This is a genomic window from Deinococcus carri (assembly GCF_039545055.1).
Lineage (GTDB): Bacteria > Deinococcota > Deinococci > Deinococcales > Deinococcaceae > Deinococcus > Deinococcus carri.
Genome location: NZ_BAABRP010000017.1, coordinates 26,777 through 52,859, shown reverse-complemented (window position 1 = coordinate 52,859; position 26,083 = coordinate 26,777). Strand labels below are relative to the sequence as shown.

Sequence of the window (26,083 nt, the reverse complement as noted above, 5' to 3'; positions counted from 1 at the left end):
CCCGATGCGCCTGACCCTCGTGCCCACCAACGATCCCCGCGTGTACGACGACGCGGTGCGCTCGCTTCCCATCACCAGCGCCCTGCAAGGCTGGGGCTACGGCGAGGCGCGCCGGGTGCTGGGGCAGACGCCCATGCGCTACCTGATTCAGCAGCAGGGCCAGACGGTCGGGGCGCTGCAACTGCTGCGCAAACGGCTGGTGCCGGGCTTTTCCACGCTCTACGCCCCACGCGGCCCCGCGCTGGAGTCGCTCGACCTGCTCCCGGCGGTGGCGGAGGCGGTGCGGAAGGTGGCACGGCCCACCGACGCCCTGCTGAAAATCGAGCCGCCCTCCCCCATCCCCGCCATTGAGGGCGTGCCCGTGCCCGAGGCTTTCGGCCCCTTCCGCCGCGCCGAGAGCGAGCAGCCCGAACACACCATCATCGCGGACCTCACCCGCTCCGAGGAAGAACTGTTCGCGGGCCTGCACTCCATGGCCCGCCGCAACGTGCGCGCCGCACAGAAGATGGGCGTGGTGGCCGGGCGCGACGACGACTTCGACGCCTTCTGGGAGATTTTCACCGCGACCAACGCGCGCGCCAAGCTGGGGGCCTTCCCCCGCGCCTACTACGAGACGATGCTGCGCGAGGGGAGTGCCCACGGCGGCGAGGCGTACATCGTTCTCTCGCGGCACGAGGGCAAGGCGCTGGCCGGGGGCTTTTTCCTGGCGATGGGTACCGGCACCTATTACCTGTTCGGCGGCAGCGTCCGCGACGACCGCACCCAGCCCGACGGCACGCCCTTCAAGGACGCCAAGGCCCCCGACGCCTTTTACTGGAATGCGATGCTGGACGCCAAACGCCGGGGCTACACCCTCTTCGACTTCTGGGGCATTCCGCGCCGGCTCGACGAGGAAAAGCATTCCTTCGGCGTGTTCAAGATGAAGCTGAAGTTCTCCGAGCAGCGCGTGTGGTACCCCGCCTACGACCTGAACCTGAACGCGGCCGCCCCCGCCATCGTCCAGGCGCTGCGCTGGCGCAAGACGCAGAACAACCTGCGCAAGCGCGGAAGCGCGGAGGACGTGCTGTGAGGGGATGGTTTGCGTCCCACCTCCAGTAACGCCCCGGTCCCGGAACCACGAAACAGGGCGTGTTAAATTGAACCGAGTCTAGAAACGGTGTTCCCGCCGCCTTGCGAAGTCCATTTCCCTTCCAGGAGTCCTCCCATGATCGATTTCACCCTGACCGACGAGCAGAAACAGCTTCAGCAACTCGCGCGCGACTTCACGCGCAAGGAAATCATCCCGATTGCGGCCGAGTACGACCAGAAGGAAGAACTCCCCTGGCAGGTGGTCGAAAAGGCCTTCGAGGTCGGCCTGCTGAACATCGCCATTCCCGAACACGCGGGCGGCCTGGGCCTGGGCATGCTCGACGAGTGCATCATCGGGGAGGAGCTGGCCTACGGCTGCATGGGCATCTACACGGTCCTGATGGCCTCCGAGCTGGGTATCACGCCGATCCTGGTGGGCGGCACCGAGGAGCAGCAGAAGCGCTTCCTGGGGCCGCTGACCGAGAAGCCCGCGCTGGCCGCCTTCGCCCTCAGCGAGCCGAACAACGGCTCCGACGCCGCCGCGATGCACACCACCGCCGTGCTGGACGGCGACGAGTGGGTCATCAACGGCACCAAGATGTGGATCAGCAACGGCGGCATTGCCGAAGTCACGGTGGTCTTTGCCACCACCGACCGCCAGGGCGGGCACCGCGCGACCGTCGCCATCGTCGTTCCCAAGGACGCCCCCGGCTTTTCCTACAACAAGATCAAGCACAAGATGGGCCAGCGCGCCAGCCTGACCTCCGAACTGGTATTCGAGAACGTGCGTGTGCCGCGCGAGAACCAGCTCGGCGGCCTGGGCGACGGCTTCAAGATCGCCATGAAGACGCTCGACAAGACGCGCATTCCGGTGGCCGCCGGGTCGGTCGGCGTGGCCCGCCGCGCGCTGGAGGAGAGCCTGAAGTACGCCAAGCAGCGCGAGGCGTTCGGGAAGCCGATCTCGGACTTCCAGGCCATCCAGTTCAAGCTGGCGAACATGGCGATGGGCGTCGAGACGGGCCGCCTGATGACCTGGAAGGCCGCCTGGCTGGTGGATCAGGGCCTGCCGCACGGCTTCGAGAGCGCGATTGCCAAAGCCTACTGCTCGGAGATGGCCTTCGACGCCGCCAACGAGGCGATTCAGGTGCACGGCGGCTACGGCTACGTGGCCGAGTACCCGGTCGAGAAGCTGCTGCGCGACGTGAAGCTCAACCAGATCTATGAGGGGACCAATGAGATTCAGCGGGTGGTGATCAGTCGGAATCTGCTGCGGTAATGCCACGCCGAAGGCGGCGAGCGAAGCGAGTAGGCAATGAAGCACCGGGCCGCCCCGGTGCTTTTCCCGTGGCGCAGCTTTTTCCGGTGCACGGGCCGGAGTAGGAAACGCCTTGGCCCACCCCCCACGCCTGTCCAGCTCAGCGCCGGACTCCCGGCTTGACTTCCCCCGCCCCCCACCGGATAGTGTGCCCAACCACAACGCCCGGCTCATCAGGCCGCCTATCACACCACCTGGCTTCAGGCTGGACACGCCTTTATGGGGAGGAACAGGGATGAAACGAACTGCTTTGACGATTGCTCTGGGGCTGCTGGCGACCGGCCAGGCCCAGAAGGTGCAGGTGCCGGTGCCCATCGGGATCGCGCTCGCGCAGACCAGCAACACCGCGCTGCTGGGGCAGGAGCAGGTGATCGGGGCCAGGCTGGCCGAGAAGCACATCAACGCGCACGGCGGTATCGGCGGCACGCCGATCAAGCTGATCTTTCAGGACGCGGCAGGCGACGAGAACAGCGCCATCAACGCCTTCCAGAACCTGATCGGCAAGGGGAACGTGGTGGGCATCGTGGGGCCGACGCTCTCGCAGCAGGCCTTTGCGGCCGACCCCATCGCCGAGCGGGCCAAGGTGCCGGTGCTGGGGCCGAGCAACACCGCCAAGGGCATTCCGCAGATCGGGGACTACATCGCGCGCGTCTCGGCCCCGGTGGCCGTGGTGGCCCCCAACGCCATCAAGCAGGCGCTGAAACTCGACCCCAAGATCAAGAAGGTCGCGGTCCTGTACGCCCAGAACGACGCCTTCTCGACCAGCGAGACGGGCACCTTTCAGGACGCCGCCAAGGCGCAGGGGCTGAACGTCGCCACCGTGCAGAAGTTCCAGACCACCGACACCGACTTCACGACGCAGGTGACCTCGGTGCTGAACGCCGACGTGGACCTGGTGATCATTTCCGGCCTCGCGGCGGACGGCGGCAACCTGGTCAAGCAGCTCCGGCAACTCGGCTACAAGGGCCTGATCGTGGGCGGCAACGGCCTGAACACCTCCAACATCTTCCCGGTCTGCCAGAAGTACTGCGACGGCGTGATCATCGCGCAGGCCTACAGCCCCGCGCAGCCCAGCGCCTCCAACCAGCTTTTCGTCAAGGAATACCGCGCCCAGTACAAAAAGGACCCGCCCCAGTTCGCCGCCCAGGCCTACGCGGGCGTGCAGGTGATGGTGGACGCCCTGAAGGTGCTCGACCGCCAGAAGAAGCTGGCCCAGTGGGACCTCGATGATCTGCGCGCCGCCCTGAACAAGCAGATTCTGGCCGGGAAGTACAACACCCCGCTGGGTGAGCTGCGCTTCGACAAGGAAGGCGAGATCATGCAAAAGGAATTCTACGTCGCCCAGATCAAGATGAAGGACGCCAAGAACGGGACGTTCGTGTTCCTGAAATAAGGCGACCAGCGGCCAGCCGCCAGCGCCCAGCAACGTCTCTGCTGGCGGCTGGCGGCTGGCCGCTGGAAGTTGCGAGAAAGGAAAAACTGTGGAGCCGAGTCAACTTCTGCAAAACCTCCTGAACGGCCTCGCCATCGGGAGCGTGTACGCCATCTTCGCGCTGGGCTACACGCTGGTGTTCTCCATCCTGGGCATCATCAACTTCGCGCACGGGGCGGTGTTCACGCTGGGGGCGTACTTCACCTACACGCTGGTGGTGGGGCAGTTCGAGAACAATGGGCTGCTCAAGGGCATCAACCTGTTCCCGAACGGTTCGCCCTTCTCGGGGAATCCCTGGCTGTTCGCGCTGGCGACCCTGCTGGGCGCGGCGCTCGCGGGCCTGGTGGCGGTGCTGATCGAGCGCCTCGCCTTCCGGCCCATGCGGTCGCGGGGGGCCGACCCGCTGCTGGCGCTGGTGAGCAGCCTGGGGGTGGCGCTGGTGGTCGTGAACCTGATTCAGCTTCTGGTGGGGGCCGAGATCTACAACTTCCCCTCGGACGCCTACGGGCAGGTGCAGCCCGCGCTGAGTTTCCACGTCGGGGAGAAGGTCGTGATCATCCGCACGGTGCAGCTGATCATCTTCGCCGTCAGCCTGGTGATGCTGGCGATTCTGGGCTACGTGATCGGGCGCACCAGGGTCGGGAAGGCGCTGCGGGCGGTCGCGGAGAATCCCGGCACGGCGAGCCTGCTGGGCATCAGCGTGGACCGCTTCATCCTGATCACCTTTTTCCTGTCCGGTTTCCTGGGTGGGCTGGCGGGCACGCTGGTGGGCACGGCCTTCGGCGTGGCGGGGCCGTATTTCGGCGTGACCTACGGCCTCAAGGGGCTGGCAGTGATCGTGCTGGGCGGCCTGGGCAGCATTCCGGGCGCGGTGGTGGGCGGCCTGGTGATCGGACTGGCGGAGGCGTTTGTGCCCTCCCAGTACAGCGCCTACAAGGACGCCGTGGCCTACGCGCTGCTGTTCGTGATTCTCCTCGTGCGCCCGCAGGGGCTGCTGGGCCGCGCCCAGATTCAGAAGGTATGAGAGGGCCTGGCGTCCATTGCGTTGCCCCCGGGAAAGCACCGGAGCCAACTCCATTCCCACCAGGCCCTCCCTTTTTGTTCTCGCTCCGCTCGGTTAAACCTGACGGTTTAACTCAAAGGAATTGACGATGGGTGATTTTCTCGGACAGTACGGCTTCCTGATCGTCACGATGGTGCAGGCAGGGCTGCTGGGCCTGAGCCTCTACTTCCCACTTCAGGCGGGGCAGCTCAGCCTGGCGAGTCCGGGCTTCTACGCGGTCGGCGGGTATGTGGCTGCGATCATGTTGACGAATCCGGCCTTCGCGGGGCTGCGCGACACGCTGGGCAACGGCATGTTTCCGCTGACGTGGCTGGCGGCGGCCCTCCTGTGCGGGGTCCTGGGCGTCATCGTGGGCGTGCCCGCGCTGCGTCTGCGCGGGATTTATCTGGCGCTGGCGACCATCGCCTTCGTGGAGATTCTGCGGGTGGTCAGCCTGAACCTGCCCATTACGGGCGGGGCCATCGGCATCTTCGGGATTCCGCAGGCCTTCGGGTTCGGGGAACGCTGGCAGTACCTCTGGCTGTTCGGGCCGCTGCTGCTGCTCACACTGCTGTTCGCGCGGCAACTGGAGCGCTCGCGGGTCGGGCGGGCCTTTCGTGCGGTCCGCGAGGACGAACTCGCCGCCGACGCGATGGGCGTGCCGCCGACGCGCTACAAGGTCCTCGCCTTTGTGATCGGCGCGGTGCTGGCGGGCCTCGTGGGGGCGATGAGCGCGCCCTTCCTGAACACCTGGAACGCCAAGCAGGGCACCTTCGACGCCTCCATCGCCATCCTGGCCTTCGTGCTGATCGGCGGCTCGCGCAACATCTGGGGACCGGTGGTGGGCGGCGCGCTGCTGACCGCCATCCCGGAGGTGCTGCGCTTCCTGGCCGACTGGCGGCTGGTGATCAACGGACTGGTGCTGGTCGTGGCGAGCCTGTACCTGCCGCAGGGGATTGTCGGCGCGCTGCAAGGGGTGCGGCGTCCGCCTCCGCCCCGCCGTCCGCCGTCCGTCCCGGTTGTGGTGGAAGCACCGGGGGGCGGCTCGTGACCGCCGTGCCTACCGAGCGCCGCACTGTCGAGCGGGGCACCGTGCTGGAGGCGCGCGGCCTGACCCGGCGCTTCGGGGGTCTGGTGGCCGTGAACGACGTGTCCTTCGACGTGCGTGAGGGCGAGATCTTCGGGCTGATCGGGCCGAACGGGGCGGGCAAGACCACCCTCTTTAACCTGATGACCGGCCTGACGCCGCCCAGCAGCGGCACCCTGACCTACCGGGGCCAGCGGGTGACGGGCCTTGCGCCGCACCGCATCGCCGCGCTGGGCATGAGCCGCACCTTCCAGAACATCCGGCTGTTCCGCGCCCTCTCCGCGCTGGAAAACGTGAAGCTCGCGCAGCACGTCCGCACCGGGGCCGGGCTGTGGGCGGGCGTCTTCGGCACGGCGCGCGCCGAGGAGCGGCGGGTGGAGGACCACGCCTGGGCGCTGCTGGACCTGGTGGGCCTGGCGGACCGGGCCGGGGAGCTGGCCGCGAACTTCAGCTACGGCGACCAGCGCCGCCTGGAAATCGCCCGCGCGCTGGCGACCGAACCGCGCGTGCTGCTGCTCGACGAACCGGCGGCGGGCATGAACACCGCCGAGAAGGGCCAGCTCACGGCCTTTATCCGCGAGATGCGGGACCGCTTCGACCTGACAGTGCTGGTGATCGAGCACCACGTCCCGCTGGTGATGGACCTGTGCGACCGGGTGGCGGTGCTGAACTTCGGGCAACTGATCGCGGTGGGCGACCCTACAAACGTGCAGCGCGACCCGAAGGTGATCGAGGCGTACCTGGGGGGCGAGTGATGGCACTGCTGGAAATTGAAAACCTCAGCGTGAACTACGGCGCGATTCAGGCCGTCCGGAACCTGACGCTGAACGTGCAGGAGGGCGAGGTCGTCACCCTGATCGGCGCGAACGGGGCGGGCAAGACCACCACCCTGCGGGCCGTGTCGCGCATGGTGCGCCCACGTGAGGGCCGCCTGCTCTTTGCCGGGCGCGACATCACCCGCGCCACGCCCGACGAGGTGGTGCGGCTCGGCATCGCGCAGAGTCCGGAAGGGCGGCAGGTGCTGGCGCGCCAGAGCATTCAGGACAACCTGGAACTGGGAGCCTACACCCGCCGCGACGCGGGCGAAGTGCGCGCCGACATCGCCCGGATGTACGAGCGCTTTCCCCGCCTGGGCGAGCGCCGGGGCCAGCTCGCAGGCACCCTGTCGGGCGGCGAACAGCAGATGCTCGCCATCGCCCGCGCCCTGATGAGCCGTCCGCGCCTGCTGCTGCTCGACGAACCCTCGCTGGGCCTCGCCCCCATCATCGTGCGCGAAATCTTCGACATCATCGGGGAACTGAACCGGGGCGGCACCACCATCCTGCTGGTCGAGCAGAATGCCCGCCTCGCCATGCAGCGCAGCGACCGGACCTATGTGCTGGAAGCCGGGCAACTGACCCTGGAGGGCCACAGCGCCCACCTCGTGAACGACGAACGGGTGCTGCACGCCTATCTGGGCGGGTAAGGAACGGCGGAAGAACGGGGCACCCAGCGAGGGAACCGCCCCGTTTTTTCTGACCGTTGGCAGGGCAGGAGTGATCGTTTCAGGGCACGCGAACGGGGAAGGACGATGAGGGCAATGCCTCTCCCCCACGCCTTGACGTGCTTCACAGAAGGAAGAATTCTGCACCGCTCTTAAACAGTAGAAGCGCCGTCCCCCTGTCTTTTCAAACTTTGGAGCCGCTGCCCAGGTCCCACCCTTCAAGCTTGCAGGCACAGAAGACGAGCCGTTCGGGCCGCCAGGCCCGAGGCCGCCCGGCGGGCCAGGCATAGCGACCAGCGGGAAACCGGGGCGAAGCCTAGCAAGCCTTCCAACGCCCGGAACCCCCTTGCCCAGCGCAGCGCTGCTCCCCCCTGCCCCCCGGTGGGGGGTAGGGGGGCTGGGGGGGCGGGGGGAAGCTCGCTACAAGATGCCCTGCCCCAAAGAAACATCCCGCCCCAAAAGAAAGGCGGGAGCATCCCCATCAACCTGCCTTCCCCTAGCTCCGCGGAATCTCCACGTCAAACAGCGCCTGTACGAACTCGCGGCTGTCGAAGGGTTGCAGGTCGCCTGCCTGCTCGCCCACGCCGATGAACTTGATCGGCACCCCCAGCTCCTGGACGATGGGCACCAGAATGCCGCCCTTGGCCGTGCCGTCGAGCTTGGTCACGATGACGCCGGTCAGTGGCGTGGCCTCGTGGAACTTCTTGGCCTGCGCGAGGCCGTTTTGCCCGGTCACGGCGTCCAGCACCAGCCACACCTCAGCGGGTTCGCCAGAATCGGCCTTGTCGATGACGCGGCGGACCTTTCTCAGCTCCTCCATCAGGTTGTGCTTGGTGTGCAGGCGTCCGGCGGTGTCCACGAACAGCAGGTCGGTTCCCCGGGCGGCGCGGGCGGTCGCGGCGTCGAAGGCGACGGCGGCGGGGTCGCCCCCCTCCGGCCCCTGCACGACCGGCACACCGAGGCGCTCGCCCCACACGCCGAGCTGCGCGCCCGCCGCCGCGCGGAAGGTGTCCCCGGCGGCGAACATCACGCTCTTGCCCCGGCCCATGTAGTACTGGCCCAGCTTGGCGATGGTGGTGGTCTTACCCACACCGTTCACGCCGATCACCATCACGACGTGACCCCTGGGGTCCACCACGGTGCGCCGCGCGTCGGGCGTGAAGCCCAGCTTGCGGAACTGCGCGCGGCGGGCGTCGGGTTCCAGTTGGAGGGTCAGCGCGTCCATCAGGGCATCCTGGAGGTTGCGCCGGTCGCTGGCCTTCACGTCCTCCAGGATTTCCTCGGTGGCCGCGCGGCCCACGTCGGCGGCGATCAGGGCATATTCGAGGTCCTCGACGGTGTCGAGGCGGGTAAAGGCGTCACGGACGTCGGTGCCGAGGTTCCCGGCGGTGTCATTCAGTTGCTTGCGGGTCTTGCTCAGCCCGTCCCGCAGGCGCTCTAGCCAACTCATGGACTCACCATAGCAGGCAGCGGCCAGCCATCAGCTTTCGGCCTTCTGCCCTCTGCCTTTTGCCTCCTCGCGCAGCAGTTGCAGTTTCAGGGCGCTCAGGCGGCCCCGGCTGAAGACTCCCTTGAGCAGCACCCGCTCGGGTCCGCCGGGCGGGGCCAGCGCCAGCACCGGCACGTCGTCGCCATAGCGGTCCCGCAGGGCCGGGTCGCGGTCCACGTCCAGCGCCTCGTAACGGTAGTCCAGCGCCCGCAGGGCCGCCTCCGCCTGCTCGCAGAGGTGGCAGCCCACGCGGGTGTACAGGGTGAGGGTGGGCAACCCGCCTATCGCCGGACCTCCCTCTCGCCGCCTGCCGGGACGGGCCGCGCGACCAGCGTCATCGCCTGGACCGGCGCGTACATGTCGCGGGAGGTCAGCAGGTCCCCGCCCGTGCCGTAGGTCCGCAGCACCTGCCCGCCCTGCCGCACCGCGTAAAGCTGGCCTTCGCCGCCGACCTGGAGGAGCCAGGGGGCGTCGCTGGGTTCACCCACCAGCGTTTCCAGGGAGAAGGAGGTGCCGGGCGTGCCGTCCGGCTCGATGCGGCGGACCTTGCGCGCCACGCTGTCCACGATGTACAGCGCGCCTGCCGGGTCTACGCCCAGGCCGTCGAGTTCGCGCAGAGTGTCGGTGTTGCGGTCGAGGCGAAAGGCGTAGCGGCTGAGGTACTCGCCCTGCGGCGAGAAGCGCTGCACCTCGCGGGTGCCGCTGTCGAGCACGTAGATTTCGCCACTCGGTGCGGCCACGATGGCGCGCGGCCTGTCGAAGCGGCCCAGGCCCTGCCCCCGCCCCCCGAAGCGCCGCATGAAACGGCCCTGGCGGTCGTACACGGCGACGTAACACGCCTCGGCATCGAGGACGTACACACACCCGTGCGAGACGGCGATGCCGACCGGTTGCAGCAGCTCGCCCTCGCCCAGGCCATAGCTGCCGAAGGCGGCGACCTCGCGCCCGTCGGGGGCCAGCTTGCGGACCAGGGCACCCGCCTTGCCCTGGCGGAACTCCAGCAGCGTGAGGTACAGGTTCCCCTCCTCGTCGGCGGCCAGGGCCTGCGGCACGCTGGGCAGGCCGTTCTCATCCGCCGACAGGTCGCGCAGGCCCTGGCGCAGCTTGCCCTGGAGGTCGAGCAGGCGCAGGGTCGCGCGCTTCTCACCCACGCTCAGGGCGAGCGCGAAGGGGTCGTGGAACACCTCGTCGGTCAGCACGCCCGCGTCCAGGCGCGCCACCACCTCGTCGAGGGTGGGGCGCTGGGCCGGGTCTTTTTCAATCATGTGCAGAATCAGGTCGCTGAGACGGCCGGGCACCTCGATATTCACCTGCTTGGGGGGCTTGGGGGCCTCGAACACCTGCTGATGCACCACCGCCTCGTAGCTGCCCTTGAAGGCAGTGTCGCCCGTCACCATCTCGTAGGCCAGCAGGCCCAGCGAGTACACGTCGCTGCGGGCGTCCACCCGGTGCCCCTTGGCCTGCTCGGGGGCCATGTAGATCGGCGTGCCCACCCGCGCGCCCGTCATGGTGAGCCGCGTCAGCACCCGGCCGACCGCGATGCCGAAATCCATCAGCTTGACGCCGCCCTCGCGCAGCCCGCCGTCCACGAAGGCGTTTTTCAGGACCATCACGTTGGCGGGCTTGATGTCACGGTGGACCACGTTCTGCATGTGGATGTGCCGCAGGGCGTCGGCCAGGGCGCGAATCACCTGCGCGCTTTCCGAGAAGCTGAGGCGGCGGGCCTCCAGCACGTCTTCCAGGCTCGCGCCGTCGAGGAATTCCATGGCGATGTAGTGCTCGGGGTCCTGCATCCGGTAGTCGTAGACCCGCACGATGTTGGGGTGGTTGAAGCGCTTGAGGACCTCCGCCTCGCGGTAGAAGCGTTTGACGAACTTGGCGTCGGCCAGGTACTTCTCCTGCGGCACCTTGAGGGCCACGATGCGCCCGTCGGACTTGCGCCGCGCGCTGTACACGCTGCCCATGCCCCCGACCCCGATGCGCTCGAGCACCTCGTAGTCCTGAAAGCGCAGGTCGGGCACGGTCGGCGTGGGGGCGCGGGAGAGGGCGGGGGGGGCCGTGCGCTGCACACGCATGGGGCGGGTGGACCGCCGGACCAGCCCGCGGAGGCTGGAAAGCGGCAGGCTGCCCAGCACAAAGGCCGCGCTGCCCAGCAGAACCGCCACGACCACCAGCACCCCCTGCGCGCGGTCGAGGTTGCCCTCGTGCAGGGCCAGCACCGCGAGCAGCACCGCCAGGGCCACCGACAGCACCGTGACCAGGGCGCTCAGGAACCGCTCGCTGGCACGCACGGTCAGCAGTACGCCCACCACGAACAGCGCGGCGAGCAGCAGCACGTTCAGCAGCACACTCATGGCCGCCCCCCGTGCGCGGGGAGGGGGCAGGACCGGGGGAAGACGGGACGGGCAGGCATTCTTCCTAGTTATAGCGAACCCCCCTGTCTGCTGCCTGACAAGTTGGGGCTGACAGGGGGGGCACCCCCGGTGGGTAGACTGCCCTTTCTGTCCCCGCCCGGCCACCCCGCTGCCTATACTGACCGGCGTGAGACGGCTGCCGCTCCGTTCCTTTTCCCGGACCCTGCGGGAACAGGGGCACGTGCTGGAGGCCGCATGAACCACTGGGCGGAACTCGTGGAACTGTACGAGTACCGGGTCGCGGACGTGCTGGAGGGCCGCGTGCCGCGCGGGGGGCGGAGGTCGCTGATGCAGTTGCGCGAGCTGCTGCTTGCCGCGTCCCTGGAACCGGCCCTGCACCGCCGCCTGACCACGAGCGACCGCCAGTACCGCGCCCACCGGCAGCGCGAGCGGGAGGAGGCCACGCCGCACCACACATCCCCGGTCCTGGCCGAGCTGCCGCCAGACCTCCCCCCCACCCCGGCCACACCCGCCGCCGAGGCCCAGGCCTGGGAGGAACTGCGGCGGCTGGCCTGGTATGCGGACCTGCGCGGGCAGCTGCGGGCGCTGGGGGAAACGCTGCGGGCCGAACCCGAACAGCTCTCGCTGCGGGTGCTGTACGCGGCCACTGAGAACGCCGATCGCGAGGCCCGCGGGATTCCCGCGCTGGCCGTGCCCCCGGCGGGCGATCCCCTGGTGTCCCTGCATCAGCCGGACGTGACCCGCGACCTGATGCAGACCCTGGCCGAGCGGCTGCTGCCGCCGGACGGTCCGGCCCGCTTCGGCCGGGCGCTGGCCGGGGTGGGGGCGGTTCCCTTTCCCCGGCACGCCGATGCGGATGTGCTGACCGCGCGGCTGGCGGCGGCGGAGCGTGAACCCCTCGCCCCGGAGGCCCGCGAGGCCCTGATGCGGGCGCTACGCGCCCCCTACCCCGAGGCCCGCGACCCCCGCGAACGCCCCGCCATCCGGGAGGCGGCGCGGCAGCTTCAGCACCTGCTCTCGCCGCTGCTGGACGCGGCCCCCACCCCCGGCCTGAGCCTGCCCTACCGCAGCCTGTATGCTGCCCAGACCCCCGGCGCGCACCCCAGCCCAGCGGTCCCGGACGACGGCGCGGACGAACTGGTCATTCATCTGGCAGGCGGCCAGGAGGCCCGCTGGCGCGGCCTGCACCTGCGCTGGCAGCCCACCACGTCAGCGGGCGAGGCCCCGGACTGGCACCTGTGGGTGGGGGAAGAGCCGTTCCTGCTGCGGTCCGGCCTGCCCCCCGCCGAGCGGGTGCGGACCCTCGCCACACCGCGCCTGGCCCTGCACCTGGCCCTCAGCGGCGCGTACCTGTGGCTGCAACCCGCCCTCCCGCCCGCCGAACAGCTCGGCCAGCTCGCTCCCCTGGCCCGGGCCGTCGCGCGGCTGCTCGACCCGGCGGCCGATTACGCGAACCTGCGCCTGGCGCGCGCCGCCACCCAGACCCTGCGCGGGGGCACCCCCGACACCGCCGCCCTGGGACCGGCCAGCACCGGCAGGTACCGCAGCGCCGCGCCCGCCGCCCTGCTGGCCCTGGCCCGCCGGGGAGCCGACGTGCTGACCGCGCGCCTGGCCCAGCTCGCCCCGCAGGAAGCGGAAGCCGCCTTCCAGGCCGCCGCCAGTGCCCTGAACCTGTCGCCCCGCCGTGCCCGTACCCTCCACGAGGCGCTACACGCCGCCGCCTTCGTGCGTGAACCTCTGCCCGAGCCGCAGCCGCGCCCCCGGCTGCTCCTCCCCGACGACGGCACCTTCGGGAGCGTGCTGCTGTCCGGCGAACCCGTGCCGCTGTATTTCCAGGGCCGCGCCCTGCGGGTGGAACTGGATAACTGGGGCCAGCCCACCGTCCACCCGCCCGGTCAGCCGCCCGTCCCGGTGCCCGACCTGCTGGTGCTGCCCTTTCCCGAAACCCAGCTCCTGCTGATTCGCCGGGGCCAGTGGCTCGCCGCCGCCCAGGCGACGCGGGAGGGGAACTGACGGGGGCAGGTGGGCGGCCCGGCCGCTAGGGCGGCGCTCCGTTGCGTTGCCGCGTGTCTCATACCAACTTGCTCTGATTCCAGAACATCCGGTGTTTCGTCCGGATGTTCTGTGGGGCCACAGGCTCAGGGGCGGCCCTTCGCCTTTCTTGCTGCATGAAACGTAGGCTCACCCGCTCATGGTCCATCGCCGCAAGCCGGTAATTTCTTCTTCTCGCTCCGCTCGGGTTCGTCTACGACTCACCTGAAGTTGGTATCAGGCGTCCACTCCACTGCGCCCCGCCCTAGCGGAGTTTCCCCAGCCCGCGGCGAATCAGGGCGTCGGCGGTCTGGTCCGGGCTTTCGGCCAGCAGCTCGGCCACCACGCCGCGCACCTGCCCCTCGCGGAAGCCCAGGGCCAGCAGCGCCTCGACCGCGTCGCGGCCCGCCGTGCTGCTGACCGGGGCCGCCCGGCTGCCCGTGCCCACGCTCCCGGCCGCCAGATGCTCCGGCACCTTGTTCTGGAGTTCGAGCACCAGCCGCTCGGCGGTCTTCTTGCCGACGCCCGAGACGCTGGACAGCAGCTTCACGTCACCGGTCAGCAGGCCCTGGGCAACGGCACTCACCGGCATGGCCGACAGCAGGCCCAGCGCGAGCTTGGGGCCGACGCCACTCACGCCGGTCAGCAGGTCGAAGAGGCGCAGGCTGTCCGCGTCGGTAAAGCCGAACAGCAACTGCGCGTCCTCCCGCACCACATGGCGGATATTCAGTTCGGCGGGTTGCCCCGCGGTCAGCCGCCCCAGGGTGGAGGCGGGGCAGAACACCTCATAGCCGACCCCTCCGGCGACAACCACGGCACTCGCGTCGCGCACCTCGCGCACCACGCCACTCAGGTAGGCAATCACGCCCCGGATTCTAGAGGCCGCGCCCCGTCAGGAAGGCGAGGCTTCACAGGTTCATCCCGCCCCCTCATCACGCCGCCCCCTGCTTCTCCGGCCGCGCGAAAATCATGCGGCCCACGTTGGTCTGCACGTTGTTGACCACCAGAACGCGGGTGGGCTTGCCCCGGAACTTCAGGCCGTCCTCGACGACGACCATCGTGCCGTCCTCCAGGTAGCCCACGCCCTGGCCCTGCTGCTGGCCGTTCTTGGTCACGGTGACGGTGAGGAGGTCGCCCGCCTGGACCTGGGGCTTGAGGGCGACGGCGGCGGCGTGAATGCTCAGGACTTCCAGGCCGTGCAGCCGGGCGATCTTGGCGAGGTTGCTGTCGTTGGTGAGCAGCCGGCCGCCGGTTTCGCGGGCCAGGCGCACCAGCTTGTCGTCCACGTTGCCGAGCTGGGGGTCGTCCCAGTCCTCGACACGCAGGGGCCGCACCTGCCGCAGCTCCTCCAGCACGCCCAGGCCGCGCTTGCCGCGCGTGCGCTTTTGGGGGTCGGCATGGTCGGCGAGCAGTTGCAGCTCGCGCAGCACGAAGCCCGGCACGACCAGCTCGCCCTCCAGAAAACCGCTGCGTGCGAACTCCACGATGCGGCCATCGATAATCACGTTGGTGTCCAGCAGCTTGCTGCCCGGCTTGCGGCGCACCTGCGGAAAGGCCAGCAGGCCGAAGGCGTCGGCGTGCCGCACCGCGAAGGGGATGAAAAAGGCCGCCAGCACCAGCGTGACGCCCACGCTCCAGACCCAGCTGTAAAACGGCAGGCTCCGCAGCAGGTTGCCCAGCAGCACGCTGAGCAGCAGCGCCACCAGCAGCCCGAAGGTGGCCGCCGCGACCGTCCGGGGCGAGAGGCCGGTGTACCAGCGGCCGAAGCGCGCCAGCCCCTGCCCCGCCAGGCGTTCGGCGCGGGGGGCCAGCAGCAGCGCAGCCAGCACGCCCGCCAGCATCAGGCTGAGGGTGTTGACCCACGCCACCTCGGCGTTCCCCGTCCCCAGGGCCAGTCCCTGCCCCGCCGCCCACCCGGCGAGCAGCCCGAGCAGCGTGATGAAAAGCCGGAAAGCAAGCACGCTCCCCAGTTTACCCGACCCTTGCGCGGTGCAAGGTGGCCTTGCGCCGCCCCCTCCCGCGCGCAGCGGGGATGAGGAAACTGACGGTTGGATGTGGGCTTCAAAGTAGACGCTCATGCAGGCCGGGTAGCATGCCTGCCATGCGTGAAGTTTCAAAGGTGGTTCGCCTGGCGGGCCTGTGCCTGACCGGCGTTCTGAGCATGGCGGGCGCGCAGAGTACGCCTCCCGCCCCAGCAACGGCAGCCCCGGCGACGGCAACTCCGGCCCGCGCGGCCACGACCCCCACCGTCGCGGGCAACACCGCGCGGGCCGTGAGCAGCGTGGCCGTGGGCATCAGCGGCACTGTGAAGGGCCAGATAGTGTCCTGCCCTCGCACCCTCAAAGTGAGTTCGGCGGCGGTGTGCCTGTACGTGCCGGGCACGCCGAACACGCTGCGCCCGCTGATTCGCGGCCAACTGGGCACCCGCGCTCTGGGCGACTGGAAGACGGCGGCCTCCGGCAAGGCGAGTTCGCTGCTGGTGTCCGGCACGGCAGGGGGACCCGTCGGGGCGTATGTGCTGATGGCCCCGCTGACCGACAAGGAAACGCTGCTGGTGGTGGACGTGGCGCAGGCGAGTGCCCCGGCCGCCGCCCAGGCCGCCCGCCCGGCCCCGGCAGGCGTCGTGAAGGGCCAGCCCTACGTGCTGGGCCGTGACCTGGTGGGCGTAGTCAATGTCACCTCGCTCGGCGGTGGCAAGTTCCGCCTAAACCGCGGCAACGAGGCCCCCCTCACCGTGACGGTCGGCCAGAAGGCCGCGCAACTGGGCACCGGCAATGTCGAGCTGCCGCTGGTCCCGGCCACCGACGGCCAGAACCTGATCTTCCCGCTGGCCGGGCTGCGGGCGCTGGGCTGCACCTTTACCCCGGCGGGGGCCAACGTGACGGTCGCCTGTGGGACGGCCAGCGTGGGCCTGAAGCCCATCGTGTTCTAGCGGCCAGCCGTTCGGTCCGGACACAGACAGAGAGGAGGTGCCCTGACTGGGGCCTTCCTCTCTGTCTCCTTCTGTCTCTTGGCCTCTGCCCCGTGCCCTTTAGCTGGCCTTGAGGTTCAGGAGGCCGGGAACCGGGCGGGGGGTGGGTGCGTAATCATGTTCGCAAGGAGGAACACCCATGAGCATTCTTGACCGACTTTCCCGACTGCTGCGTGCCAACGTCAACGACCTGATCAGCAAGGCCGAGGACCCTGGCAAGATCATCGATCAGGCCCTGCGTGACATGCGCGCCGCGTACGGCGAGGCCCGCAGCGAGGTGGCCGACGCCATGAGCCAGAGCGCCCGCCTGGAGCGCGAGGCCAGCACCAACCGCAAGCTCGCCGGCGAATACGAGAAGAAGGCGGAAGAGGCCCTGCGCGGCGGCAGCGAGGACCTGGCCCGCGAGGCGCTGCGCCGCGCCCAGAACCACAAGGACCTCGCCAAGGGCTTTGAGGAACAGGTCGCCGTGCAGCAGAGCACGGTGGACCAGCTCAAGACCCAGCTTCGCGCCCTGGAAGCCAAGATCGACGAGATGGAGTCCAAGAAGACCCTGCTCGCCGCCCGGCAGAAGACCGCCCAGGCGGGCGCGACCCTCGACCGCGTGAGCGGCTTCGGCAAGGCGGGCGGCGCGATGGACGCCTTCGAGGACATGGAGCGCAAGGTCGCCACGATGGAAGACCGCAACAAGGCCATGACCGAGCTGAGCAAGGAGAACGACTTCGACGCGCAGCTCAAGGACCTGGGCCGCGACAAGGACCTCGACGACGCCTTCGCCGCCCTCAAGTCGCGGGTGCAGGGCGGGGACAGCAAGCAGGGCTGAACACCCGGCAGCAGACCACCCACAGGCGGGGGGGGAGCCACCAGTTGGCTCTCCCCCTTTTGTGTCCTTTTATGCCGAGTACAGCGTTGTGTTTCTTCCAGCGTAACAACACGAAGGTTGGTTTGGAACCGCTTCATAGGCCAGGATAGAGGGGTATAGACATCATCCCCTCCCCTTCCGGGCCTGCCGCCCGCATGAAAGGACTCCTGCTATGAGCCTGACTCAGAATCCGCTGCTGCAAGACCTCGGCATCACTGACGCGACCCTGCACCACAACCCCGGCGTGGACGAGCTGTACGCCGCCGCCCTGCGCCTGGGCGAGGGCGAGCAGGCGGCCAGCGGTCCCCTGACCGTGCGGACCAACAAGACCGGGCGCAGCCCCAAGGACCGCTTCATCGTTGAGGACGACAGCACGCAGGGCAGCGTGTGGTGGGGCGGCTTCAACACGCCAATCAGCCCGGTGGTCTTCGAGCGGCTGCTCGACAAGATGACCCGCTATGCCCAGGGGCGCGAGCTGTTCGTGCAGGACGTGTACGCGGGCACCGACCCCCGCCACCGCATCGCCGTGCGCGTGGTCACCGAGATGGCGTACCACTCGCTTTTCGTGCGGAACATGTTCGTGCGGCCCAGCGCCGAGGAACGCGAGAACTTCCAGCCCGAGTGGACCGTGCTGAACATCCCCAGCTTCAAGGCCGACCCGGAGCGTGACGGCGTGCGCAGCGACACCTTCATCCTGGTGAACTTCGAGCGCAAGATGATCATCGCGGGCGGCACCCAGTACGCGGGCGAGAACAAGAAGGGCATCTTCGGCGTGCTGAACTACCTGCTGCCCGCCTCGGGCGTGATGCCGATGCACTGCTCGGCCAACGTGGGCGAAGGCGGCGACGTGGCACTGTTCTTCGGCCTCAGCGGCACCGGCAAGACCACCCTCAGCGCCGACCCCAGCCGCCGCCTCATCGGGGACGACGAGCACGGCTGGACCGACGAGGGCGTCTTCAACTTCGAGGGCGGCTGCTACGCCAAGGTGATCAACCTCAACCCCGAGGCCGAACCCGCCATCTACCGCACCACCCAGACCTACGGCACCGTGCTGGAAAACGTGGTGCTGGACGAGCAGGGCCTCCCCGACCTGAATGACGGCTCGCTGACCGAGAACACCCGCAGCGCCTACCCCATCACCCAGATCGACAACATCGTGGAGGAGGGCCGCGCGGGGCACCCCAAGAACATCGTTTTCCTGACCGCCGACGCCTTCGGCGTGCTGCCCCCGCTGAGCCGCCTGACGCCCGAACAGACGATGTACCAGTTCATCAGCGGCTTCACCGCCAAGATTCCCGGCACCGAGCAGGGCGTGACCGAGCCGCAGCCCACCTTCTCCACCTGCTTCGGCGCGCCCTTCATGCCCCGGCACCCCGGCGAATACGCCCGACTGCTGGCGCAGAAGGTGCAGGAGAGCGGTGCGCGCGTGTGGCTGGTCAACACCGGCTGGACCGGCGGCCAGTACGGCGAGGGCCACCGCATGAGCATCAAGCACACCCGCGCGCTGATCAACGCGGCGCTCTCCGGCCAGCTCGACGACGTGGAGTTCGAGCGCGAGCCGTTCTTTGGCCTGGAGATTCCCACCGAGGTTCCCGGCGTGCCCGGCGAGGTGCTCAACCCCCGCGACGCCTGGGCCGACAAGGACGCCTACGACCGCACCGCCCGCAAGCTGGCCGGCATGTTCCGCGAGAACTTCAAGCGCTTCGAGGACGGCGTGGACCCGGCGATCACGGCGAGCATGCCGGACCACGGGTAAGAAAAGCGGCCAGCCGCCAGCTTCCAGCCAAGAAAGCCGAAGCTCCAGCACCTCCGCTGGAGCTTTTTCGCTGGCCGCTGGTTGCTGGAAGCTGGCCGCCCCTCAGTTCGCCGGTTCCGCCTCCCCCAACGGCCGCTCGCCGCTCAGGCTGATGCCCACGCTCGCGGCAATCACGCACAGCATGGCGAGCCACTGCGTGAGGGCGAGGCTCTCGTGCAGGAACAGCAGGCCGCTGAGCGCCGCGATGGCGGGTTCCACGCTCATCAGCACGCCGAAGATGCGGGGGGGAATGGCCCGCAGGGCGACCATCTCCAGGCTGTACGGCAGGGCGCTGGAAAGCACCGCGACGGCCAGGCCCGCCAGGAGGGCGCTGGGCGCGAGCAGCGCCGTTCCCGCCGTGGCGACGCCGAACGGCAACGTGACGACCGCCGCGACGATCATCCCCGCGACCACGCCCGTCACGCCCGGTACCCGCCGCCCCACCGCGCCCCCGGCCAGGATGTACAGCGCCCAGAAGGCCCCGGCGGTCAGCGCGAAGCCCGCGCCGATCAGGTCCAGGTGGCCGCCTCCCCCACCGTGCGGCGCGATCAACACGATGCCCAGGGCCGCCAGCGCCACCCACACCAGGTCCGTCAGGCGGCGGGAGAGGACCAGCGACAGCACCAGCGGCCCCACGAACTCCAGCGTGACCGCCAGCCCCAGCGGCAGCCGGGTGAGGGACAGGTAGAACGTGAGGTTCATCAGGCCGAGCGCCGCGCCGTAGGGCAACACGGCCCGCCACGCCGCCGGGGTCAGGGCGCGCAGGCGGGGACGGAACACCAGGCTGAGCAGCGCCGCCGCGAGCGTGACGCGCAGTGCGGTGGTCCCCGCCGCCCCCAGTTCGGGAAAGAGCGTCTTGGCGAAGGCCGCGCCGCCCTGAATGCTCAGCATGGACAGCACCAGGGCTAGGATGGGCGGGGGGGTGGGCAGGGCGGGACGCACGGGGGGCATTATGGGGCCGTGAGCGCTGGGCGATGAGCTATGAACTGGCACCCGGAGGCTTCAGCTTCTGGCATCCGCCCTCTTTTTCATAGCTCACGGCTCACAGCCCACTGCCTCCCTCACGCCCACTTGATCAGGCCCGCCTCCAGATCATTGCTCAGGCCCTCGATCTCAGGCAGCATCCGCACGCCGACGGAATACAGGCCGCTGTCGGGGAGGGACACCTGCGCGCTGTACTTGCCGTCGCCTTGCGGCGTGAGGGGCACGCGGGTGATGTGGTCGCCGCGCTTCAGCACGGCCTCGACGTGCAGCTCCTCGGGCTTGATACCGGCGGGGTTCACGGTCGCCTGGACCTCCACCTTCTCGCCGGGGTAGGCGGTGGCGGGGAGGTGGGCGGTCGCTTGCAGGCTGGTGTGCGGCCACTGCTGGCGCACCCAGGTCTTCCAGCTGGCGATCTCGCGGGCGCGTTGACTGCCGTTCGCAGCCAGGGCCGCCCCGCGCTGGCCCAGCGGCAGGTAGTACTTCTGCACGTAATCGATCACCTGCCGCTGCATGGAAAAGCGGGGGCTGACGGTCTGGAGGGCGCGGCGCACGGTCTGCGCCCACCCGCTGCGGCCCTCGGCGTCGGCCTGCGCGGGGGCGTAGTACAGGGGCACGATCTGATTTTCCAGCGTCTGATAGAGACTGTAGGCGTCGGCGTCGTCCTGCACCCCCAGGTCGGCGTACTCGCGGTCCTCGCCGATGGGCCAGCCGTTGGTGCCGTCATAGCCCTCGCGCCACCAGCCGTCCAGCACACTGAAATTCGGCGCGCCGTTGAAGCTGGCCTTCATGCCGCTGGTGCCCGACGCTTCCAGCGGGCGGCGGGGGTTGTTCAGCCAGATATCGACGCCCTGCACGAGGTGGCGGGCCACGTTCATATCGTAGTTCTCCAGAATGACGATCTTGCCCCGGAACTCGGGTTCCTGGCTGACCTTGTAAATCTCCTGGATAAAGGCCTTGCCGGGGTTGTCGGCGGGGTGAGCCTTGCCGGCGAAGACGAACTGCACCGGGCGGGCCGGGTCGTTCACGATGCGGCTGAGGCGGGCCTTGTCGCGGAACAGCAGGGTCGCGCGCTTGTAGGTGGCAAAGCGGCGGGCAAAGCCAATGGTCAGCGCGTTCTCGGACAGTACCGTGTCCACGGCGGCCACGTCGGCGGCCCCCGCCCCGTTGCGGGTGAGTTGCTCACGCAGGCGGCCGCGCACGAAGGTGATCATGTCGCGCTTCATGTCGAGCTGCACGTCGGAGAGCTGCGCGTCGGAGAGTTCCTCCACCGCCGTCCACATCTCCTCTTCCTGGAGGCGCTCGGTCCAGTCGGCGGGCAGCACGGTCCCCAGCAGGTCGCGCATCGCCTGCGAGGTGAAGGTGAGGTTGTGTGCCCCGTTCGTGATGTGGCCGATGGGCACTTCCTCGGCCTCCGCGCCCGGATACAGGAACTTCCACATGTCGCGGCTGACGTGGCCGTGCAGTTCGGAGACGCCGTTGGCCGCGCGGCTCAGGTTCAGGGCAAAGACGGTCATGGAAAAGGTCGGGACCCAGTGGTTGTCCCAGAACTGGTCCTGCCGGGCCAGCCCGTAGAGTTCCTCGCGCGAGGTGTGCAGGCGTGCGGGCCACGCGCCCAGGTACCTGTCCACCAGCTCGTAGGCGAAGGCGTCGTTGCCGGCGGGGACGGGCGTGTGGGTGGTGAAGAGGGTGCCCGCCGCGACGGTTTCCAGCGCGGTGCGGAAGTCCAGGCCCCCTTCCACCTGCTCGCGGATGCGCTCCAGGCCCAGCAGGGCGGCGTGGCCCTCGTTCATATGGTAGACGCCCGCCGGGACGTTCAGCGCCCGCAGCGCGCGGATGCCCGCCACACCCAGCAGGATGTACTGCTGAAGCCGCAGTTCCTGGTTGCCGCCGTAGAGCCGGGCGGTCAGCTTGCGGTCCTCCTCGCTGTTCTCGGGCACATTGGCGTCGAGCAGCAGGACCTTGATGCGGCCCACCGCCAGTTCCCAGACCCGCACATGCACGGCCCGCTCCCCGATGTGGACCTGCACGCGGGCCTCTTCCCCGTCCGGGGTTCTGGCGGGGCGGATGGGCAGGGTGGTCAGGTCCAGTTCGTCGTAGGCTTCCTCCTGCCAGCCTTCCTTGTTGAAGAACTGGCGGAAGTAGCCCTGGTGGAACAGCATCCCCACCGCCGTAAAGGGCAGCCCCAGGTCAGAGGCACTCTTGCAGTGGTCGCCCGCCAGCACGCCCAGGCCGCCGCTGTAGATGGGCAGCGACTCGTGGAGGCCGTACTCCATGCTGAAGTAGGCGACCGGGGCCAGGTTCGCCGCGTTCTGCGCGACCCAGGTGTCCTTTTTCCCCATGTAGGCGTCGAAGTCGGCCAGCACCTGCCGGTAGCGGTCCAGGTAATCGGGATCGGCGGCCGCCTGCGTGAGCCGGTCCTGGGACACCTCCAGCAGCACCCGCACCGGGTTGTGCTGGAAGCGCTCCCAGATGGCGGGGTCCAGGTCCCGGTACAGGGCCTGCGCGTGCGGCGTCCACGACCAGTACAGGTTGTAGGCGAGTTCGGACAGCCGCCCGATGGCCTCGGGAAGCTGGGGCAGTACGGTGACCTGACCGATGACGTTCATACCCGCTGAGCTTACCCCACCCGGGGTGCGGCCTCAGCCCCCGGCCGGCTCGCGGCGTTCCCAGGTCACGACGCGCTTGAGGACGGTGCGCAGCACGAACACGGCGGCAAAGAGGCCGATCTGGTTCCAGGTGGTGAGTTCCATCGTGCGCAGCAGGGTCGCGATGACCTTGAAGTTCAGGGCGAACAGGATGCCGTCCGCGACCAGCAGCCGGACACGCCGCAGCCCGCCTCCCCGGACGAGGACAAGCAGCGCAAAGGCGACGTACCCGAAGAGGACCAGATTGGTGACCAGTTCCACCAGCAGGCGCAGCAGGGGAAGCATCCCGTGGCCCCCCGCCTACGGCTGGCCCTGGTCCTGGCGGAGGGGGCCGGTGATGCTGCTGTCGGCGTCTTCCCGTCGCTGCCGCTGCGCCTCCTCGCGCACCTCCTGGCCCAGAAAATAGTTCAGGGCCGTCCGGATACCCGCGATGGCGGCCAGTCTGCCGATGGCGTCCCAGGTCGGCGAAACGGCGGTCCGCAGGATGTCGGCGGCCAGCAGAAGTTCCAGCACCACCGAGAGCCAGCGGCCCAGGCGCAGGCGAATGGCCTCCTTAAGCGACTCGGGCCGCTCGTGCTGCACGAAGAAAAGCCGCAGTGACCGCCACACCGCCTCAATCACCGCGATGCCCACGATGATGCCGGAGATGCCCTCGACCCCGGTCGCCAGGTACTGAGTAATCAGTCCGACAGTCCCCTCGAACTGGCTGAAAAAGCCTCCAAAATCCCCTTCCATCCCCGCAGCCTAGGCACGCGGCGCAGGCCCCGGGTGATAGCGCCCCACAGCGGGAGTTGAGAAACGCAGGGCGCACACGCGCTACCGTGGAGGCATGACCGTGACCCAGGGCAATGGCGAAGACCCCCAGGCCCTGCTCCATGCCGAGGGCGAACGCCTGGCCCGGCGGCTGGCGCAGACGCTCGGCGGCGGCGAGGCCGACGTGGCCCGCGCCCACCTGCTGGGCCTGAGCCTGGCCGTGAACCTGGTGAATGCCCTGCTGCCCACCGTGGAACAGGTCACGCGCCACGCGGGGAGGCCCCTGCACGCGCACCTCACGAGTGACGGGCGGGGCCGCGCCGTGGTGGAAACCGTCACGCCGGCAGGCGAGCGGCACGCCCGCCTGCCGGTGGACGACCTGCTCGACTCGGCGCTGTACCGGGGCGGGCGGCTGCATCCCACGGTCCACAGCCACCTCGCGGAGGCGATGCACGGCAGCGAACACCACGCCACGCGCGCCCTGGCCGCCTGCCTGAAAAGTGCGCCCGTGCTGGACGCGCTGCGGCGGCACCTCACGGCGCTGCTGAAGACGGCGTGAGCGGCTTTAGACGGTGGGCAGCAGGGCTGCGACCTCCGCGCGCACAGCCTGCATGAACTCGTCAGGCTGTGCCGTGGTGCCCTGCGCGAGTGTGGGCCGCCCACCGCCCTTGCCCCCCGTGACCTTCAGGACCGCACCCAGCAGTGCCCCGGCGGGAACATCCGCCCGCCCACTGCCGATGCCGCAGCGGCCCTCCGGGGCGAGGGCCACCCGCACCTCCCCTGCCGGCGTGGCGCTCAGGGCACCGGGAAGCAGGGCCGCGTCGCCCAGGGTCAGGACGCGCAGGGGCACCCCGGCCACCTCCTCCAGCGGGGCAGCCTCTGCCAGGGCACGCGCGAGGTGGTCACGCAGGGCGGCGGCCTCGGCCTTCAGCGCGTCCCGCTCGGCCACCAGGGCGGACACCCGCCCCGGCAGGTCCGCGACCGAGGTGCTGAAGCCCTGGGCCAGGGTGCGGGCCTGGCGGTAGACGTCCGCGAGGTACTCGCCCGCCTCCTCCCCCGCCATGAAAAACACGCGGGTCAGGCCACTCCGAATCCGCTCGGTCCGCAGCACGACCACCGGGGCGGCCAGGCTGGCGCGGGGGACATGGGTGCCGCCGCAGGCACTCACGTCGAAGGGGGTGCCCTCCGCGTCCCGGAAGATGACCAGCCGCACGTCGCCGCGCACCTTCGTCTCCCGGCGCAGGGGGTAGTGGGGCAGTTCCGTTTCGGGGACGGTGGGCGTGTCCAGCGTCAGCTCGCGGCGGGCGAGCGTCCCCCGCAGCAGCGCCTCGGCGGCGCGCACATCGGCTTCCGTCGGTTCGCCCTCCAGGTCCAGGGTGATTTCGGCGTTCCTCATGCTGACCGCCGCCACCCGGAAGGCCGGGTTCACGCGGTGGAAGGCCTGCGCCAGCAGATGCTCGGCGCTGTGCCGGGCCATGTGCCGCCAGCGCCGCGCCGCGTCCACCTCCCCCGTCACGGGGGTCCCCACCGGGGGCACCTCCCCTTCCACCTCATGCCAGACGGTGCCGCTGGGTTTGTCCTTGCGGGTGTCCAGAACCGGCATCTCACCGCCGGGCCAGCGCAGCACCCCCGTGTCCCCGTTCTGGCCGCCGCCCTCCGGGTAAAAGGCGGTCGCGTCCAGGGCCACCGCGCCCTCCCGGACGGCTGTGACGGTGGCCGTGAAAGTCAGGGCGGTGGGGGCCTCGTGATAGAGGGGGCGGGTCATGCGGGCACGAGGCGGTGGGGCCGGGGGGTCAGGCCCTGCTGGCGCACCAGCCGGCGGACCTCCTGGCAGCGGCAGCCGGGGTAGGTGCAGAGCAGCGCCTCCGGGTCCTGGGTCAGCAGGCGCACGGTTTCGTCCACCAGGTCGCGCACCCGGTACAGCCGCAGGGTGGCCGCGCCGACCTTGACCGACTGGCCGCGCACGTGGGGTTCCAGCCGCGCGAAATCCGCCGAGCAGTTGGGGAAGGCGGTGGGCAGCACCTGCCCCTCCAGCGGCACGTAGCGCGTGAGCAGGGGCATCCCCGCCACGTGTTCGCCATAGTGGACGGTCGTGTTGCTGTCGAAGTCCACCCCCATCAGCAGGGCGTGGCCGTCCAGGTCGTACAGGGCACCGACCGGCTGGTACGGGCTGGCAAGGGTCTGGGCCGCCGTCACCCGCTCCGCCTCCGCCCCCCGCGCGATGAAGCTGAGGGTGGGGTGAAAACTCCGCACGGCGTCCCGGCGCTCCACCAGTTCCTGCGGCACGCGCCCGATGTCGCGGCTCACCCGCGAGTCGCGGTGAAAGCGGGCGTGGACCGGGGCCGTGGCCGACCGCAGCAGCGTGCCGTAGGTAAAGGCCGGGGCCACCACCGTCGCCGCCCGCCCCACCAGCGTCTCCACCACCGTCCGCGCCCCGCCCTCCAGTTGCCCGAAGGCCTTGAGGCTCGCGTGGACGATGACATGCTGCGAGCCGTCCAACCCCAGTTCGGCCAGCCCCGCGTCCAGGTCGGCGGGCGTGACGGGCGTTTTGCGGAGCAGGTTCAGCACGGCCTCAGCTTACCAGCGCGTCACCTCCAGGAAGCCAGTCCGGCCCACAGAGAGCGCAGAGAGCAGCCAGCGACCAGCCGCCAGCAGAGGAAAGCGAACGCCCTCGCCTCCCCGTCTGTCTTTTCAAACTTTGGAGCGGCTGCCCAAGTCCCACCCTTCAAGCGGGCAGGCCTGGAAGACGAGCCG

The 26,083-nt window shown here is 69.5% G+C and carries 23 protein-coding genes; 12 read left to right on the top strand and 11 right to left on the bottom strand.

Annotated features, from left to right (window positions below; translation table 11 throughout):
- Nucleotides 1-4: 4 nt before the first annotated feature.
- The 7 genes from ABEA67_RS15935 (at nt 5) to ABEA67_RS15905 (ending at nt 7,409) form a co-directional block, all read left to right on the top strand.
- Nucleotides 5-1,069, top strand: coding sequence for a lipid II:glycine glycyltransferase FemX (locus ABEA67_RS15935; protein WP_345467062.1), 1,065 nt, complete (start codon nt 5-7; stop codon nt 1,067-1,069).
- Between the two features lie 135 nt (nt 1,070-1,204).
- Entirely contained in the window at nt 1,205-2,344 is a 1,140-nt protein-coding gene (locus ABEA67_RS15930) for an acyl-CoA dehydrogenase family protein (RefSeq protein ID WP_345467060.1), read from the top strand.
- Nucleotides 2,345-2,618: 274 nt separating this feature from the next.
- On the top strand, nt 2,619-3,776 hold the full coding sequence (locus ABEA67_RS15925) for an ABC transporter substrate-binding protein (RefSeq protein WP_345467058.1): 1,158 nt from the start codon (nt 2,619-2,621) through the stop codon (nt 3,774-3,776).
- An 88-nt stretch (nt 3,777-3,864) separates the two neighbouring features.
- Complete coding sequence (locus tag ABEA67_RS15920; RefSeq protein ID WP_345467055.1) at nt 3,865-4,839, top strand: branched-chain amino acid ABC transporter permease; 975 nt, start codon at nt 3,865-3,867, stop codon at nt 4,837-4,839.
- A gap of 127 nt (nt 4,840-4,966) precedes the next feature.
- Nucleotides 4,967-5,908, top strand: a complete 942-nt coding sequence (locus ABEA67_RS15915) for a branched-chain amino acid ABC transporter permease (RefSeq protein ID WP_345467052.1) — start codon at nt 4,967-4,969, stop codon at nt 5,906-5,908.
- Nucleotides 5,909-5,913: 5 nt separating this feature from the next.
- Nucleotides 5,914-6,699: an ABC transporter ATP-binding protein gene (locus ABEA67_RS15910; RefSeq protein WP_345467113.1), complete on the top strand. Its 786-nt coding sequence runs from the start codon at nt 5,914-5,916 to the stop codon at nt 6,697-6,699.
- Nucleotides 6,699-7,409, top strand: coding sequence for an ABC transporter ATP-binding protein (locus ABEA67_RS15905; RefSeq protein WP_345467050.1), 711 nt, complete (start codon nt 6,699-6,701; stop codon nt 7,407-7,409). Before ABEA67_RS15910 ends, ABEA67_RS15905 begins: the two co-directional genes overlap by 1 nt.
- Nucleotides 7,410-7,923: 514 nt before the next feature.
- Here ABEA67_RS15905 and ftsY read toward each other — a convergent pair.
- Genes ftsY through ABEA67_RS15890 form a run of 3 tightly spaced genes read right to left on the bottom strand, consistent with a single transcriptional unit; the run spans nt 7,924 to nt 11,270 of the window.
- Complete coding sequence (gene ftsY / locus ABEA67_RS15900) at nt 7,924-8,877, bottom strand: signal recognition particle-docking protein FtsY (RefSeq protein ID WP_345467047.1); 954 nt, start codon at nt 8,875-8,877, stop codon at nt 7,924-7,926.
- A gap of 30 nt (nt 8,878-8,907) precedes the next feature.
- Complete coding sequence (locus ABEA67_RS15895) at nt 8,908-9,201, bottom strand: glutaredoxin family protein (protein ID WP_345467111.1); 294 nt, start codon at nt 9,199-9,201, stop codon at nt 8,908-8,910.
- Nucleotides 9,198-11,270, bottom strand: a complete 2,073-nt coding sequence (locus ABEA67_RS15890) for a protein kinase domain-containing protein (protein WP_345467045.1) — start codon at nt 11,268-11,270, stop codon at nt 9,198-9,200. The genes ABEA67_RS15895 and ABEA67_RS15890 overlap by 4 nt, the downstream gene beginning before the upstream one ends.
- 255 nt (nt 11,271-11,525) lie before the next feature.
- Here ABEA67_RS15890 and ABEA67_RS15885 point away from each other — a divergent pair, with 255 nt between their 5' ends.
- Nucleotides 11,526-13,304, top strand: a complete 1,779-nt coding sequence (locus tag ABEA67_RS15885) for a serine/threonine-protein kinase (protein WP_345467043.1) — start codon at nt 11,526-11,528, stop codon at nt 13,302-13,304.
- A gap of 283 nt (nt 13,305-13,587) precedes the next feature.
- Here ABEA67_RS15885 and ruvA read toward each other — a convergent pair whose 3' ends face one another.
- Nucleotides 13,588-14,187 (bottom strand): Holliday junction branch migration protein RuvA, encoded by a 600-nt coding sequence (gene ruvA, locus ABEA67_RS15880; protein WP_345467041.1) that lies wholly within the window; start codon nt 14,185-14,187, stop codon nt 13,588-13,590.
- A gap of 67 nt (nt 14,188-14,254) precedes the next feature.
- Nucleotides 14,255-15,283, bottom strand: coding sequence for a PIN/TRAM domain-containing protein (locus ABEA67_RS15875; RefSeq protein ID WP_345467039.1), 1,029 nt, complete (start codon nt 15,281-15,283; stop codon nt 14,255-14,257).
- 140 nt (nt 15,284-15,423) lie between these two features.
- On the opposite strand from ABEA67_RS15875, the gene ABEA67_RS15870 reads away from it, so the two are divergent.
- From ABEA67_RS15870 to pckA, 3 genes are all read left to right on the top strand, one after another.
- Nucleotides 15,424-16,254 (top strand): hypothetical protein, encoded by an 831-nt coding sequence (locus ABEA67_RS15870; protein ID WP_345467037.1) that lies wholly within the window; start codon nt 15,424-15,426, stop codon nt 16,252-16,254.
- Between the two features lie 178 nt (nt 16,255-16,432).
- Nucleotides 16,433-17,113, top strand: a complete 681-nt coding sequence (locus tag ABEA67_RS15865) for a PspA/IM30 family protein (protein WP_345467035.1) — start codon at nt 16,433-16,435, stop codon at nt 17,111-17,113.
- A gap of 211 nt (nt 17,114-17,324) precedes the next feature.
- Nucleotides 17,325-18,908 carry a phosphoenolpyruvate carboxykinase (ATP) gene (pckA, locus tag ABEA67_RS15860; RefSeq protein WP_345467033.1) on the top strand — a complete coding sequence of 528 codons (1,584 nt, stop codon included), beginning with the start codon at nt 17,325-17,327 and terminating at the stop codon, nt 18,906-18,908.
- 102 nt (nt 18,909-19,010) lie between these two features.
- Here the strand turns inward: pckA and ABEA67_RS15855 are convergent, their stop codons facing one another.
- The 4 genes from ABEA67_RS15855 to ABEA67_RS15840 form a co-directional block, all read right to left on the bottom strand.
- The gene (locus ABEA67_RS15855) at nt 19,011-19,898 is read right to left on the bottom strand and encodes an EamA family transporter (RefSeq protein ID WP_345467031.1); all 888 of its coding nucleotides are present in this window, start codon (nt 19,896-19,898) and stop codon (nt 19,011-19,013) included.
- 110 nt (nt 19,899-20,008) lie between these two features.
- Nucleotides 20,009-22,537 (bottom strand): alpha-glucan family phosphorylase, encoded by a 2,529-nt coding sequence (gene glgP, locus ABEA67_RS15850; protein WP_345467029.1) that lies wholly within the window; start codon nt 22,535-22,537, stop codon nt 20,009-20,011.
- A gap of 33 nt (nt 22,538-22,570) precedes the next feature.
- Nucleotides 22,571-22,861 carry a DUF1622 domain-containing protein gene (locus ABEA67_RS15845; RefSeq protein WP_345467027.1) on the bottom strand — a complete coding sequence of 97 codons (291 nt, stop codon included), beginning with the start codon at nt 22,859-22,861 and terminating at the stop codon, nt 22,571-22,573.
- A 15-nt stretch (nt 22,862-22,876) separates the two neighbouring features.
- Nucleotides 22,877-23,311, bottom strand: a complete 435-nt coding sequence (locus ABEA67_RS15840) for a DUF1622 domain-containing protein (protein ID WP_345467024.1) — start codon at nt 23,309-23,311, stop codon at nt 22,877-22,879.
- Between the two features lie 94 nt (nt 23,312-23,405).
- On the opposite strand from ABEA67_RS15840, the gene ABEA67_RS15835 reads away from it, so the two are divergent.
- A complete protein-coding gene (locus ABEA67_RS15835) occupies nt 23,406-23,888 on the top strand; it encodes a hypothetical protein (protein ID WP_345467022.1) in 483 nt (160 codons plus the stop codon).
- A gap of 6 nt (nt 23,889-23,894) precedes the next feature.
- On the opposite strand, the gene ABEA67_RS15830 is transcribed toward ABEA67_RS15835, so the two are convergent.
- Both ABEA67_RS15830 and ABEA67_RS15825 read right to left on the bottom strand, forming a co-directional pair.
- Nucleotides 23,895-25,094, bottom strand: a complete 1,200-nt coding sequence (locus ABEA67_RS15830) for an alanyl-tRNA editing protein (protein ID WP_345467020.1) — start codon at nt 25,092-25,094, stop codon at nt 23,895-23,897.
- Entirely contained in the window at nt 25,091-25,897 is an 807-nt protein-coding gene (locus ABEA67_RS15825) for an AAC(3) family N-acetyltransferase (protein ID WP_345467017.1), read from the bottom strand. Before ABEA67_RS15825 ends, ABEA67_RS15830 begins: the two co-directional genes overlap by 4 nt.
- Nucleotides 25,898-26,083: the final 186 nt, after the last annotated feature.